Below are 14729 nucleotides of genomic sequence, written 5' to 3'. Positions count from 1 at the left end.
CCTCAATATCCACGGCTGCGATCGCCGATCGGTTCGGGCGCGAGACCGCGCGACATGCGTTCGATGTTCAGGCCGACGGCATCCGCAATGATCGGCCCGTTTCCGTCGCTGCCGATATGGGGGGTGACGCGCACGGCCGGATGGCTCCAGAAGGGGCTGTCCTCGGGCATCGGCTCGGGGGCGAACACATCCAGCGTCGCGGCACCGATCTGCCCGGAATCAAGCGCCGTCAGCAGGTCCTCGGCGACTAGATGGTCACCCCTGCCCAGATTGATGACCACGGCCCCGCGCGGCAGGGCGTTGAACAGGCCCGCATTCAGGACCCCGACCGTTTCGGCAGTCGCAGGCAAGAGCGACACGAGATAGCTGACTTCGGGCAGCATCTCGGCCAGGCCGTCCGCGCCATGGTAACTGGTCACGCCCTCGATCGACTTCGGGCTTCTCGACCAGCCAAGCACCGTGAAGCCAAGCGCATTCAGCCCCTGGGCGGCTGTGCTGCCCATTTCGCCCAGCCCCAGGATACCGACCTTGAGCTTCGGTTTGTCGCGGATCTGAAGGAACTTCCATGACTTCTCTGCCTGCTGGCGGGCAGCGACATCCATCTGACGGTAGTAGTGCAGAACCGCGTGAACGACATAGTCGCGGATCTGGTCGCGGGTCCGGTCATGCATCAGGCGCACGATCGGCGGCGCCGCGGGCAGTTCCGGATCGGCCAGGATATGGTCGATCCCCGCCCCCATGGAAAAGATCGCCTCGAGCCCCGGCAAGCTCGCAAGCAGGCCAGGGGTCGGCTTCCAGCAAAGGGCATAGGCGATCGTCGCGGGGTCGTAATCCTCGCCCTCGGCATGGATCGCAAGGCCGGGCAGGCGGCGGGCCAGATCCTGACGATAGGGCTCGGGGTCTTCGCCGGTTGCCGCGATCAGCAGGGCCTTTGATGCGTTCGTCACGTCATTATCTCCGTTCATGCAGGTCTTTGTTCGGCGCGCGCCGAAACGATCTCGTCCAACCAGCCCACCCGAAGTTCCGGAACCGAGCTGATCAATTTTTCCGTGTATGCATCCTGCGGGGCATTCAGCACCCATTCTGTCGGGCCATGAGCGATCACCAAGCCGTCACGCATCACGGCGACCTCATCCGCCATGGCCCGAACTGCGGCAAAATCATGGGTGATGAACAGATAGGACACGCCCGCTTCATCCTGCAGCTTGCGCAACAGGCTCTGCACGCCTTCGGCGACCAACGGATCAAGCGCGCTGGTGACTTCGTCGCAGATGATCAGGCGCGGCTTCGCGGCCAGGGCACGGGCAATGCAGATCCGTTGCTTCTGCCCGCCCGAAAGCGCATGCGGCAGCCGCGAGGCAAGGGCAGGGTCAAGATTGACCTGTTCAAGCAGCCTCGCCACTTCCTGCGCGCAATCGCGTTTCGCCAGACCCTGGAACTTGGCGACCGCCTGCGCGATCGAGGCGCCGACAGTTTGGCGCGGGTTCAACGCCAGATCCGGGTTCTGGTGGACCATCTGGATGTCGCGCAGGTCCTGCCGTGAGCGTTTTCTCAATCCGGGCGACAGGACCCGATCTGCCAGCGTCACGTTGCCCGCGTCGGGTTGCAACAGGCCCGCGACCACTTTTCCAAGCGTGGACTTGCCCGAACCGGATTCACCGACCAGCGCCAGCGTCCGCCCTTTCGCCACGCTCAGGCTGATATTGTGCAGCACAGGCACGCGGCCGTAGCTTGCGCTGACATGGCTGATCTCGAGCATGGCCGGGCAAGGCTCGCGATGACCAAGATCGGCGCTTGCAACTGCGATCAGGCGGCGCGTGTAATCCTGTTGCGGCGCTTCGATGATGGCGCGAGTCGGACCGGTTTCGACGATCTTGCCCTGACGCAGGACCATGATGCGATCCGCGATCTGCGCGACCAGGGCAAGGTCATGCGAGATATAGATCGCGGCCATGCCTTCATCCCGGATGGCCTGCCGGATGGACAGCAGCACCTCGATCTGCGTCGTCACATCCAGCGCGGTGGTCGGCTCGTCGAAGACGATCAGTTCGGGGCCCGCGCAGATCGCCATTGCGGTCATCGCGCGCTGCAATTGCCCGCCGGAAGCCTGATGGGGAAACTTGTTTCCGAATGTTTCGGGCGAGGGCAGGCCCAGCTTGCGAAACAGTTCGATGGCTCGGGCGCGGGCAGCGGCCCGATCCATCAGCCCGCGGCTGATCACGGTTTCGGTCACCTGATCGATCAGACGATGCGCCGGATTGAAGGCCGAGGCGGCGGATTGGGCGACATAGGCCACGCGGCGGCCCCGGATCGCGCGCAGCCGCGCGGCACCCCCGGCCATGACGTCCTCGCCGTCGAGCAGCACGCTGCCGGCCGCGAAATAGGCCCCGCCGCGACCCGCGCCCAATGCGGCAATGCCGATCGTGGACTTGCCGGCGCCGGATTCCCCGATCAGCGCAAGCACCTCGCCGCGCTGCAGGTCGAGGTCGATATCATGGGCGATCCGGATCGCTCCATCGGCCCCCGGGGCATCGATACAGAGACCGCGAACGCGTAGCAGGTCGTTTGGCATCACATCCGTCCCCATTTCTCGACGAACCAATCTCCGATCAGGTTCACCGAAATCGCCAGAAGCGCGATGAAGCCTGCCGGGATCAGAGGCGACATATGTCCGTAATTGAACGCCCCGACGTTTTCGCGCACCATCCCGCCCCAATCCGCCGTCGGCGGCTGGACGCCCAGTCCCAGAAAGGACAGCGAGGCCACGAAAAGGAAGGCGAAGACGAAGCGCAGACCGAATTCCGCGATCAGGGGCACGGCCGCATTGGGCAGGATCTCGCGCCGCATGATGGACCAGGTGCTGTCCCCGCGCAGACGTGCCACATCGACGAAATCGCGCGAGGCTATGTCGAGCCCAAGCGATCGCGTCAGCCGGAACACGCGCAGCGCGGCAAGAAGCGCCGCCACGACGGTCAGGGTGATCAGCGAGGTGCCAGTGATGCTTATCGCAAGCAAGGCCAGCACAAGCGGCGGCAGCGACATGAACAGATCGACGGTGCGGCTGACTAGCTGGTCCACCCATCCGCCCAATGCGACGGCAAAGAGCCCCAGCGACACGCCAATCGCAAAAGCAAGCGAAACAATCGCAAGCGACAGCCCGATCGAGGTCCTTGCGCCATGGATGATGCGCGAAAGCATGTCGCGCCCCAGCTGATCTGTGCCCAGCCAGTTGGTTGCATCTGGCGGCTGCCATGGCATGCCGACCATTTCGGCCTGATCAAAGGGCGCGATCCAGGGCGCGAAAAGCGCGGCGATCAGGCACAGCCCGCAGAATGCGGCAGCCAGGGTGACGGGCAGCCATCCCAAACGCAGTCGCCGAAGACGCGGGGGGCGGGCGTCGGAAAGCATCATGACCGATACCTCAGCCTCGGGTTAAGCAGGATCGCCAGCAAGTCGGCGATCATGTTCAGGACGATATAGGTCACGGCAAAGATCAGCCCGCAGGCCTGCACCACGGTGACATCCTGCTTGGCCACGGAATCGACCATCAGCTGGCCCATGCCGGGATAGGCGAAGATCGCCTCGACGATGATCAGCCCCACGATGAGGTCGGCGAGGTTCAGCACGACGACAGCGGCAATCGGACTCATCGCGTTGGGAAGCAGGTGGCGCAGCACGATCTTCCATTGCGGCAGGCCCTTCAGCATTGCCGTCCCGGCATATTCGCTGTCCATCACCGCGATCAGGCTGGCTCGCGTGAGGCGGATCATATGGGCCGAGGTCGTCACGACCAATGTCATGACCGGCAGGATCAGCAGGGGCAGTTTCTCGGCCAGGCTCATCTCGGAGGTCACGATCGAGATCGAGGGCAGAAGGTGCAGCTGCACAGCGAAGAAGGCGATGGCGAGATAGGCGAAGAAGAACTCCGGCGTCGCGACCGTCACCATCGACAGCATCAGCACCAGCCTGTCGAACCAGGTGTTGCGATACATCGCCGCAAGCGTGCCCAGACCCACCGCGAAGGGCACCGCGACAAGCGCGGCAAGACCGGCAAGGGTCAGGGTATTCGAAAGCCGCGTCGCAATCAGCGGCCCGATCTCGCGCCCGTTCGTCAGCGAGGTTCCCAGATCCCCCTGGAACAACCCGCCGAGCCACGCGAGATAGCGGGTCAGGGCCGGCTGGTCGAGGCCGCGCGACTGCCGCAGCGCCTCGACCGCCTCGGGGGTGGCTTGCGAGCCAAGCATCCGGCTCGCGAAATCACCCGGCAAAAGCTCGCCCGCGAAGAACAGGATGGCGCTGGCCCCCAAGACCAGCAGCACCCCGGCAAGCAGACGTTTCAACAGGTAGGTCGTCATGCCCTCAGCCGTCCAGCCAGACCCGCTCGGTGAAGCGTGCCCCCATCAGGTACCAGGAAGGGCTGGCCTCGAGCCCGCGGACGCGTGGACCATAGGCGTCGATGAAATCGGCAAAGACCGGAACGACATGGCCGCCATCCTCATGGATCAGCGCCTGCATTTCCCAATACATCGCCTTGCGCTTGGCCTGGTCCAGCTCGCCCCGCGCAGACGTCAGCAGCTCGTCGAAACGTGCATTGCCCCAGAACGCCTCGTTCCACGGCGCCTTCGAGGCATAGACCATCGACATGATCATGTCAGCGGTCGGCCGGCCCATCCATACGCCGGTGGTCATCGGGTGATCGACGTTCAGCCAGACCTGATCCCAGTAGCCATCCGCGGGCTGGCGAACGACCTCGAGATCGATGCCGCCCTTCTTTGCGCCCTGAGCGTAGATCTGCCCGACATTGGCCGAGTTCGCGAAGGTCGCGTCAGAGGTATCAAGCTTGATCGCGAAACTCTCCATCCCGGCCTTCTTGAGATAATGCAGCGCCTGGTCGGGGTCATAGGGACGCTGGGCCAGTTCCGGGTTGAAGAACGGATCGGTCTTGGCCAGCGGCTGGTCATTCCCCAGCGCGCCATTGCCGCGCAGCACCAGGTCGAGGATCTTCTGCCGGTCGATGCCGTATTTCATCGCCATGCGCAGGTTCGGATCGGTGAAGGGGCCCTTGCGGCAGTTCAGCGCATAGCTCCAGAACTGGCCACCGGCGCTGTTGACGACCTGCACCCCCGGAATGCCGCGCAGCAGCTCGACCGCAGCCGGGTCGACAAGGCCAAGCGCGTCGATCTGCCCCGATTGCAGGGCGGCCAGGCGTGCCTGCGGATCGTTCAGGATGAGGAACTCGACCTCGTCGACATGGGCGCGACCCTCTTTCCAGTAGTTCGGGTTGCGGGTCCAAGTGGCGCGGACACCCGGCTCGAACGAGGTCTGGACATAGCCACCGGTCCCCACGGGCTTCATCCAGTCTTCGTAATCGGCAGGAGAAATCGCCAGATGGTCGCCCGAGAAGTTGAAGGGCAGATCCGCATTCGGGCTGTCCAGTGTCACGAGGATCTGGTGGCTGTCCAGCGCCTTGATGTCGGTGATCGCGGCCATCAGGCTTTTGGCGCCGGATTGCGAGGCCTCGCCCCTGTGGCGGTTGATCGAATAGATCACGTCATTGGCATCGAGCGTCTTGCCATTGTGGAATTCGACGCCCTTGCGCAGGTTGAAGACCCATTCGGTCGCACCGGGCTTGGCTTCCCAGCTTTCGGCCAGCTCGGGCTCGATCGTCTTGTCGGCCTTCAGCTCGACCAGATGGTTGAATGTCGTATAGGCGGCCATGACGCCGAATTCATCGGTGCGCAGGGCCGGGTCGTTGGTATTCGACGTCGCGCCAAGAATTCCTGCGCGCAGCTTTCCGCCTTTGACCGGTGTTTCGGATTGCGCCCGGGCAAGACCGGGCAAAAGCGTGCCGCCCGCGCCAAGCGCCAGACCCAGCGCAGCGCTTGTCGACATGAAACCCCGCCGGGACATCGCGCCGCTTCCGGGCATGGCTGTGACCTTTCCTTTATTCATCGTGTAACCTCTGCGTTGGGGGTTGCGGCGCGTTTCGCGCTTCTCGCTATGCTGGACGAATGGCTATCGGAACCGCTCCTTTAGCCGGTAGTAGAACATGCCAAGGGCGATGGCCTGCTGGCCGGCCCATGTCCCAAGCGGCAGGCGCATATGGCGCACGCCCGCAAAGACATCGAATTCCCGCATGGTGCCCGAGATGGCCTCGGCCATGATCTCGGCGACGATATGGGTGGTTGCGATGCCGTGGCCCGAATAGCCCTCGGCGTAGAAGATGTTCGGCCCGACGCGACCAAGATGCGGAATGCGATTGACGATGATCCCGGCGAGGCCCGACCAGCCGAACTCGATCCCGATGCCCCTGAGCTGGGGAAAGGTCCGCTCGATCGAGGGCCGCAACTCGGCCGCAATGTCGCGGCTGGGACGGCCCGAATAATTTGTGCCGCCGCCGAATATCAGCCGCCTGTCGGCGGTCAGGCGATGGTAATCCAGGACGAAGCGATTGTCATAGACCGCGAGATCCTGCGGATTGATCTGCCGCGCGACATCTTCGGACAGCGGTTCGGTCGCGACGATCCCGAGCGCCGCGGGAAACAGCGCGCCCCGCATCTGCCCCTTGCCGAGCCTGTGATAGGCATTTCCGGCAAGCAGCACCTTGTCGGCCGTGACGCGGCCCTGCGCCGTGATGACGACGGGTCGTGGGACCTCCTCGATGCGCAGGACACGGCTGTCCTCGAACAGGCGGACCCCCAGCCCGGCCGCTGCCTGCGCCTCGCCAAGGCAAAGGTTCAGCGAATGCACGTGCATGTTGCGCCGGTTCAGCAGCCCGCCCAGATAGATGGGAGAGGCGACGATTTCGCCGATCCGGTCCTGCTCGACAAATTCGACCTCATCTCCCATGCCGCGCCGCACCGCCTCCAGGTGCATGTCGCGCAATTCGGGCAGATGAGCGGGCGCGCAGGCGGTCTGGATATGGCCGGGCTTCAGATCGCAATCGATGCCGAAACGGCTGACGCGCTTGCGGATGATCTCGTGCCCGCGCCAGCGCAGGTTCCAGACGAAATCCTCGGCCTCTGCACCGAGCGAGCGGCGAAACTCGCGCGCCATGGCCTTGTCGCCCGAAAGCGAGCCGGTGATCTGCCCGCCATTGCGGCCAGTGGCGCCCCAACCGATGCGGTTGGCTTCAAGGAGGACGACGCGGAAACCGCGATCGGCCAGTTCCAGGGCGCTGTTGACCCCGGTGAAGCCGCCGCCGATCACGACGACATCGGCGTCGATCTCGCCCGCCAGCCGGGGGAATGGGGCGTATTGGTTTGCCGTAGCGGCGTAATAGGATGTGGTATGTGCCTCGGCCATGAGTGTCAGACCGTGTGCAGGTAGCTGTGATATTCAAGCGCGGTGATCTCGCGCTCGAACACGTCCAGCTCCTGCCGCTTGCAGGCGGCGAACATGGCGATGAACTCCGGGTGGAACAGCCGCGCGACCTTCGGGCTCGTCTCGAATACGGACAGCGCGCTGCGCCAGTCGGCGGGAATTTGCGGCGCATCGGAATCGTGGACATTTCCGTCGGCAGGCGCAGGGGGCTCCTGCCCTGCCTCGATCCCGTCCAGAGCTGCGGCCAGGATGGCTGCGATGACCAGATAGGGGTTGGCATCCGCACCCGAGACGCGATGCTCGATCCGGCGTGCGACGGGCGGGCCGCCGGGAATGCGCAAGGCGGCCGTGCGGTTCTCATAGCCCCAGGCGGCCACCGTCGGAGCAAGCGTCCCCGGACGCAACCGACGGTACGAATTCTGGTGCGGGGCAAAGATCAGGGTGCAGTCATGCATTGCCGCCAGAACTCCGCCGACCGCATGGCGCATCGCCGCCGTCCCTTCGCGCGTGCCATCGTCGAAGATGTTCCGGCCTTCGCCGTCGAGCAGGCTGAAATGGACATGCAGCCCGCTGCCGGAATGCTCGGCATAGGGCTTGGCCATGAAGCTGGCGGCAAAGCCATGACGGCGCGCAGCGCTGCGCACGATCTGCTTGAACAGGACAGTGTCATCCGCGACCTTCAGCGCGTCGGGCCCATGCATCAGGTTGAATTCGAACTGCCCCGGCCCGCTTTCCGAAGTCGCACCATCGACCGCGACGCCGCAATCTTCGGCAACCGCGTAAACTTCGTTCAGGAAAGCATCGACGCCGGCCAGTTCGGACATCGAATAGATCGTGTCGCTGCAATCGGCATGGCCGACATCCGGCACGCTCAGCGGGCGCGCGGCGGGGGCGGCGGGATCGACCAGATAGAACTCGACCTCGGTCGCGACGACGGGCCTCAGTCCCATTTCCTCGAATTGCCCGATCACGGCGGCAAGGGTGCGGCGCGGGTCCCCGAAAAAGGGCTCGCCATCCTCCTTGCGCATCCACATCGGCGTGAACATCGCGGGCGTCGCGCCGAAGGCCAGCGGCAGAGGCCCCCGCCCGGTCGGTTCGACGATCCCGTCCAGATCACCCTGGTCGAAGGTCAGCGAATTGCCGATGACATCCGTGCCCCAGATATCCACCCCGATCGAGGACATCGGCATGCGAATGCCACCCGATGCCAGCTTTTCGGCGGCCGACAAGGGAAGACGCTTGCCACGGAACACTCCGTTCAAGTCACAATGCGCAGCAAGAAGGTAGGCCGCGTCATGGGCGGAGGGGGGATGAGACAATTGAATCTCCGGGGGTCGCGGAAGGTTTCGTCACGTGTTATATGACCGTAGTATGTGATATAACACACGTCAACATATAAGGAGGCAAATGTGGGCATCGAAGTGGACAATTATGTTCCCGACACCGCAGCGGATCAGTTGCACCACGCGCTGAGTCGCAAACTGTGCGAAGGCGAGTTCATGCCCGGAGAACGGGTTTCGATCCGCGCCATCGCCACGCAGCATGACCTGAGCGTCATCCCGGTCCGGGATGCGATCAGGCGCCTGGTGGCCGAAGGCGGGCTGCGCTTTGCCGACAGCCGAACGATCGAGGTGCCCAAGCTCAGCATGGCCAATCATCGCGACGTGCTCTTCGCGAGAATCCAGCTTGAACCGGAAGCGGCAGCACGCGCCTTCGACCACCTGACCCAGGCCGATCTGAAAGAGCTCGTCCGGCTGGACGGCAATGTGAACGCAGCGATCCGGGAAGGCGATCTCAAGCTCTACATGAAGAGCAATTACGATTTTCACTTCCTGATCTACCGCCGCAGCGGCGCGCCGACATTGCTGAGGCTCATCGAAATCCTCTGGCTGCAATACGGGCCGTCGATGCGGTTGATCAGCGGTCAATACGATGCCAGCGCCTTGGCCGACGACTATCACCGGCACGCAACAGATGCGCTGGCGCGCCAGGATTGCGAAGGCTTCGTTCAGGCGATCCGGGCAGACATCACGCAGGGCATGGAATTCATCCGGACGGCGGATGTCTGACCGCGAGACGAGGGGCCCCGCCGAAAGGCAAGGGCGCAGGGATCACAGCGTCAGGGCCGGCGACCCGCCGCTGATCTCGAACTGCCAGAATGCCCGCCACTCGCCCGCCCGTCGGTCGAGAACCAGGTAATTCCGCTCGGCCACATACCGACCGGCCTGACCCGGGATGCGTTCGACACGGATATGCCTGCCGGGCAGCGGATCATCGCCAAGCCATGCCAATGCGCCAAGAAACCGCGCCCAAGCTTTCGGCGGGGGCCGATGGGCAATCCCGGACGCGACCAGTTGGTGCAAGACCGCACCTTCGCCAAGCGGCATTTCGGCGCGGGTCGCAAGATGGATCTCGCCGGACAGCACAACAATGTTCTGCCCCGAACGGGCCAGATCGACCATGAGACTCAGCATCCTGCGCCATTCCTCGCGGTGGCTGCGGCTTTGCCACTGATCGCGCAGATCGTCCTCGTATCGCTGCATGCGTGGAACGGCCAGCATCATCGATTCGAGCAATGACAGCCTTGGACCAAGCAACGGAACGCTGGACATCAGAAGGCAGCGCTCGGCGGGGCCAAGCGGGGATTGCCCCTGCACGAAGTCCCAGCCCGGTTGTCCCATGATGTCCTTGCGGGTCCGTTCAGACCGCAGGTCGGGCGCAACAAGGCGAAGTTCCGGCGCCCGGATCGCCCACCCCAGATGCCCAGCCTTGGGATCGGCGAAACGCGGCGGCAGATCGCCTTCGACCGCGGCCGCCTGAAAGATCAGAAACCCCTCGCGCGCGGCGCCGAAGATCGTTTGGCCAATTCCGGATTGTGTCGCCCGCTCGGGCAAGGACCCCCACCCATCGCAGATATCGTGATCGTCCCATTGCATGAGCGAGGGCACGCGTGCCGCGATCCAGGCAAATTCCGGGGATGCGTAAAGCGCGGCGTAGCGCTGCAACAGCTTCTCGCGCAGATGCCGCCGCAGATCCTCCAGCCCTGAAGGGTCTTCGGAAATGCGCTCGGGCCAATGCTCGCTCAGCGGGTGGCCACGGGTCACCTCATCGGCATAGACCTGATCGCCCCCGTGCATCAGCAGCGCGAATGGAGATTTTTCGTGATCGGCGCATAGCCGGGACCACATGACATTGCGTTCCGAGCCCGCGCGATCAAGGTCGCCGACCTCCTCGCCATTGCACGACACGAAGGCCAGCCGGATATCGCCCCGCAGATCGACGCTCAGCGGGTAGCTCTGACCATTCCAGGCATATTCGGCCGGACCGTGCCGCAGCGAAAAGCGGGCGCGATGCACTTCCGTCGCCTGATATTCGGCAAGCTGGCCAGGTTGGACCCGCACCCCGTTCACCTCGACCGCGGGAACGGTTACCCCTTTTGGAGCGATGAACAAGGCGGCAAGGTGGACAAGCTCGGCATCGACATGATCCAGAAACAGGATCGGCCCTATCATCTTGGCGCTTTCGCTCATCTTTTCCTTGTCCGCGGGGGCGATCTCCACCGGAACCCTTCGCCGGCGCCTTTCGCAATTCCAGCGGAATGCTTCTCATCCGCAGCCGACAATCGCAACTCGGCGCGAACCGCCCCCACGGCCTTGTGAGATCGGATGATGATCCCGGGCCTGCTAGCCTTGCGCCAGCTGTTCGAACAGACGCGCCACGGCTTCCGCGCCGGGGTCGATCTGGCCGCGCAGCTGATCCGCATTGAGATAGGCCGCGCGCCCGGCCTTTGCACATGTCATTTCCGCCGTCGCATCCGCGCCGGCACGCGCCGCGGCAGCAGCGGCGGGCAGCCCGTCATCGGCCAGCGCGTTGAGAGCAGGAAGCAGCGCGTCGATCATGGTCCGGTCGCCCGGCCCGGCGCCACCGATCTGCTGCATTCGCGCCAGCCCCGCCTTCAGCGCCTCGGGCATCGAGGCCCCGGCCGAAGCGGCATCACCTGCGGCGGCGAAAAAGATCGCAAGCAACACGCCCGAAGATCCGCCCATCGTCTGGCTCAGCTCCAGACCGATGGCGCGGAACAATTGGGTATGATCGGCCAAGGGCAGCGCGTCCATCGCCTGGGTCAGCGCGCGGGCCGCTCCTGCCAGCGTCGAGCCGGTATCGCCATCCCCCGCCCTTGCGTCGAGCAGGTTCAGGTCGGCCTCGGCCGAGATCAGGATCTCGCAGCAGCGCTTGAGGAAGGCGCGCGTCTCGGGATGGGCCGAAGGCAGCGGCTTGATGGGCCTGAGCCCGTCGGGCAGGTCCAGCGGGACCACCGGCAGATGCGCGCGCATGCCCGGCCAGGCACTGGGCGCGACCGGCACCAACAGGGCAGCCATGTCGTCCTCATCCGCCTCCAGCACCGAAACCGAAAAGCCGCGCATGTCCAGCGAGGTCATCATTGCGGCGGGACCGATGAGATGCCCGATCTGCGCACCGATAAGGGATTTACCCAGTTCATGGGACAGAACCTGCATTTCCAGCACGGACGCCCCGCCGAGATTGTTCAAAAGCGCCACGTGGGCGCCATCCGACATGACTGCGGCAAGCTTCTCCGCCACCATTTCCATGGCACCTCGGGCATCAGAATAGCCCACCTGCTCGACCCCCGCCTCACCATGGATGCCAAGCCCCAATTCGGCCTTGCCCCGCGGAATCCTGTCTTCCTTGGGCGCCCCGGGCACGGTGCAGGTATCAAGCGACATGCCGATCGAGCGCGTGGCGCGGATCACCCGCTCGGCCGCGGCAGTGACGGCGGCAAGGTCGGCGCCCTGCTCGGCCAAGGCGCCAGCGATCTTGTGAACGAATAGCGTGCCTGCCACCCCCCTTGCCTGCGGCGTATCGGGCAGGGCCACGTCATCATTCACGACGACCATCGACACTTTCAGGCCAAAAGCCCGCGCGCGCTCGGCCGCAAGGCCGAAATTCAGCCGGTCGCCGGTATAGTTCTTGACGATCAGCAGGCAGCCCGCCGGACCGGTCACGGCAAGGATGCCCGCCAGGACCGCATCGACCGAAGGCGAGGCAAAGACATCCCCGCAGATTGCGGCTGTCAGCATCCCCTTACCCACGAAACCCGCATGCGCCGGCTCGTGCCCGGCACCGCCGCCCGAGACCAGCGCCACCTTCGCGGGATCGCGGTGGGCGCGCAGGACGACGCGGATATGCGGATAGCCGTCCAACCGCGCAAGATCCCCGCCCGAGCCCGCGACAAGCCCGTCGATCGCCTCGGCCACGATATCTTCCCTGCGGTTGATGAACTGGGTCATGTTCCTCTCCTAATGGATACGGTCGCCGGCGGCGTCGAAGAAAAGCGGCTTCTCGGGGCGGATACGCACCATGTCTCCGGGCCTCAGTTTGGTATGGGTGTCCGTCACCGTCACAAGGTCGTGGTCGCGGAATGTCAGGTGCAGCCGCGTCTGATCGCCCAGATGCTCGACCCGCTTGACCAGGCTTTCTCCGCCTTCGCCCTGCCGGATCTGCTCCGGGCGCAGCCCGATATGTCTGGCCCCCGCAGGGGCGGGGCCGAACAGACCCGCTGGCAGGATATTGATCCGCGGCAGGCCAAGCCGGCTGGCGGCATGGATGCTGACCGGATCTTCATAGATCTGGCGCGGTGGGCCGAACTGCACCAGCCTTCCCTGGTCCAGAACGCCGACATGGGTGGCCATGGTCATGGCCTCGATCTGGTCATGGGTCACATAGAGAAACGTCGCGCCCATCTCTTGCTGGATGCGCTTCAGTTCGATCCGCAGGTCCGAGCGCAGCTTGGCATCCAGCGACGACAGGGGTTCATCCATCAGATAGACGGCCGGGCGCCTGACGAGCGCCCGCCCGATGGACACGCGCTGCATTTCTCCTCCGGACAAATCAGTGGCCTTGTTATCGAGCTTGTGGCTGATCTGCAGAACCTCGGCCACCTCGCCCACCTTCCGGCCGATCTGCTCGACGGGCGTGCGCAGCAGGGGCGATTTCAGCGGGAATTCAAGATTTTCGCGAACGGTGAGATGCGGGTAAAGCGAATATTGCTGGAACACCATCGCCACGTTGCGCTGCGCGGGCGTGGCCGTGCTGACATCATGCCCGCCGATCACCACACGCCCCTGATCCGCAGGGTCAAGCCCGGACACGATCCGCAGCAAGGTCGTCTTGCCCGCGCCGGTCGGACCCAACAGCACGACGAAAGCCCCATCGGGAACGGTCATCGACACATCATCGAGCGCCCTGAGCGCCCCGAAGCGCTTGCCGATCCCTTGCAGTTCGACATCAGCCATGTGCCATCACCCTTTCGTTCGCGGCCGAGCGCAAGGCTCTGCCCGTCTCGGCGCGGAAAAGGGTGATGGTTCGCGGATCGAAGCGCAGGCCCGCCATTTCACCCGCCCGGATGGGCATCGCCGCAGGCAGACGGGCCTTGATCGCGCCATGCGGTGCCTTCAGCGAGACGATCTGCGTCGTGCCCAGATATTCGGTGGCCTGCACCTGCGCTCGGTAGGGCGCGTCCGCGTCAAGGTGGACATGTTCGGGGCGTACCCCAAGAACAAGCGCCCCCTGCGCGCCTTCGCGCTGGACAGGCACGGAGAGATTGCAATCCCCCAGCCGGACATGATCCGCACCTTTCTCGACCACGCCCTCGAAGGGCAGGAAATTCATCGAAGGCGAGCCAATGAAATCGGCCACGAACATCGTGGCGGGCCAGTCGTAAATGTCCTGCGGAATTCCGAACTGCTCGACGACGCCATGGTTCATCACGACGATCTTGTCGCCCATCTGCATCGCCTCAAGCTGATCATGGGTGACATAGACCGTCGTGGCCCGCATCCTGTCATGCAGCGCGCGCAGTTCTTCGGCCATATGCTCGCGGAACTCGGCATCCAGCGCGCCAAGGGGTTCATCCATCAGGAACGCCTTGGGCCGGCGGACGATAGCCCGGCCAAGGGCCACGCGCTGCCGGTCCCCCCCCGACAGCCCCCCGACAGGCCGGTCAAGGATCGCCTCGATCCCGAGAACTTTCGCCACGTCCATGACGCGCGCCTTTGCCTCTGCCCTGGGCATGCCTTGCGACAGCAATGGGTAGGCAATGTTCCGCCCCACATTCATATGTGGATAAAGCGCGAACATCTGGAAGACGAAGGCGATGTCGCGCTGGCTGGCGGGTTTCTGCGACACCTCCTCGCCATCGATATGGACCGTGCCCATCGTCGGCAGCTCAAGCCCCGCCATCATCCGCAATGTCGTCGTCTTGCCGCAGCCCGAGGGTCCGAGCAGCATGAAGAACTCGCCATCCTCGACGGTGAAGGTGGATGACTGCACCGCCGTGAACTTGCCGAAATCCTTGCGCAGGTTGTCGATGCGTATCTGGGCCATGA

12 protein-coding genes are annotated in these 14729 nt (G+C 64.3%); 1 reads left to right on the top strand and 11 read right to left on the bottom strand.

The features are described from left to right. Positions 1 to 2: 2 nt before the first annotated feature. The 7 genes from RGQ15_RS21020 to RGQ15_RS20990 all read right to left on the bottom strand — a co-directional run bounded on the left by RGQ15_RS21020 (position 3) and on the right by RGQ15_RS20990 (position 8642). Complete coding sequence (locus RGQ15_RS21020) at positions 3 to 947, bottom strand: 2-hydroxyacid dehydrogenase (protein WP_311162833.1); 945 nt, start codon at positions 945 to 947, stop codon at positions 3 to 5. A gap of 14 nt (positions 948 to 961) precedes the next feature. Beyond that, positions 962 to 2572, bottom strand: a complete 1611-nt coding sequence (locus RGQ15_RS21015; RefSeq protein WP_311162832.1) for an ABC transporter ATP-binding protein — start codon at positions 2570 to 2572, stop codon at positions 962 to 964. Further along, entirely contained in the window at positions 2572 to 3411 is an 840-nt protein-coding gene (locus RGQ15_RS21010; protein WP_311162831.1) for an ABC transporter permease, read from the bottom strand. Before RGQ15_RS21010 ends, RGQ15_RS21015 begins: the two co-directional genes overlap by 1 nt. After that, complete coding sequence (locus tag RGQ15_RS21005) at positions 3408 to 4355, bottom strand: ABC transporter permease (RefSeq protein ID WP_311162830.1); 948 nt, start codon at positions 4353 to 4355, stop codon at positions 3408 to 3410. Before RGQ15_RS21005 ends, RGQ15_RS21010 begins: the two co-directional genes overlap by 4 nt. 4 nt (positions 4356 to 4359) lie before the next feature. After that, on the bottom strand, positions 4360 to 5910 hold the full coding sequence (locus tag RGQ15_RS21000) for an ABC transporter substrate-binding protein (protein WP_311162828.1): 1551 nt from the start codon (positions 5908 to 5910) through the stop codon (positions 4360 to 4362). Between the two features lie 105 nt (positions 5911 to 6015). Continuing rightward, positions 6016 to 7305 carry an NAD(P)/FAD-dependent oxidoreductase gene (locus tag RGQ15_RS20995; RefSeq protein WP_311162827.1) on the bottom strand — a complete coding sequence of 430 codons (1290 nt, stop codon included), beginning with the start codon at positions 7303 to 7305 and terminating at the stop codon, positions 6016 to 6018. A gap of 5 nt (positions 7306 to 7310) precedes the next feature. After that, entirely contained in the window at positions 7311 to 8642 is a 1332-nt protein-coding gene (locus RGQ15_RS20990; RefSeq protein ID WP_311162826.1) for a glutamine synthetase family protein, read from the bottom strand. Between the two features lie 90 nt (positions 8643 to 8732). Between RGQ15_RS20990 and RGQ15_RS20985 the strand changes: the two genes are divergently transcribed. Further along, complete coding sequence (locus tag RGQ15_RS20985) at positions 8733 to 9392, top strand: GntR family transcriptional regulator (RefSeq protein ID WP_311162825.1); 660 nt, start codon at positions 8733 to 8735, stop codon at positions 9390 to 9392. A 42-nt stretch (positions 9393 to 9434) separates the two neighbouring features. Here the strand turns inward: RGQ15_RS20985 and RGQ15_RS20980 are convergent, their stop codons facing one another. The 4 genes from RGQ15_RS20980 to RGQ15_RS20965 all read right to left on the bottom strand — a co-directional run bounded on the left by RGQ15_RS20980 (position 9435) and on the right by RGQ15_RS20965 (position 14727). After that, on the bottom strand, positions 9435 to 10883 hold the full coding sequence (locus RGQ15_RS20980) for an alkaline phosphatase D family protein (RefSeq protein ID WP_311162824.1): 1449 nt from the start codon (positions 10881 to 10883) through the stop codon (positions 9435 to 9437). Positions 10884 to 11006: 123 nt separating this feature from the next. After that, positions 11007 to 12632 carry a dihydroxyacetone kinase subunit DhaK gene (locus RGQ15_RS20975; protein WP_311162823.1) on the bottom strand — a complete coding sequence of 542 codons (1626 nt, stop codon included), beginning with the start codon at positions 12630 to 12632 and terminating at the stop codon, positions 11007 to 11009. A gap of 9 nt (positions 12633 to 12641) precedes the next feature. After that, positions 12642 to 13637, bottom strand: coding sequence for an ABC transporter ATP-binding protein (locus tag RGQ15_RS20970; RefSeq protein ID WP_311162821.1), 996 nt, complete (start codon positions 13635 to 13637; stop codon positions 12642 to 12644). Then, positions 13630 to 14727, bottom strand: a complete 1098-nt coding sequence (locus RGQ15_RS20965; protein ID WP_311162819.1) for an ABC transporter ATP-binding protein — start codon at positions 14725 to 14727, stop codon at positions 13630 to 13632. Before RGQ15_RS20965 ends, RGQ15_RS20970 begins: the two co-directional genes overlap by 8 nt. Positions 14728 to 14729 lie beyond the last annotated feature (2 nt).

Source organism: Paracoccus sp. MBLB3053, assembly GCF_031822435.1.
GTDB classification, from domain to species: Bacteria; Pseudomonadota; Alphaproteobacteria; order Rhodobacterales; family Rhodobacteraceae; genus Paracoccus; species Paracoccus aurantius.
The sequence above is the reverse complement of the archived record's forward strand: the minus strand, read 5'-3'. Positions and strand labels throughout refer to the sequence as shown.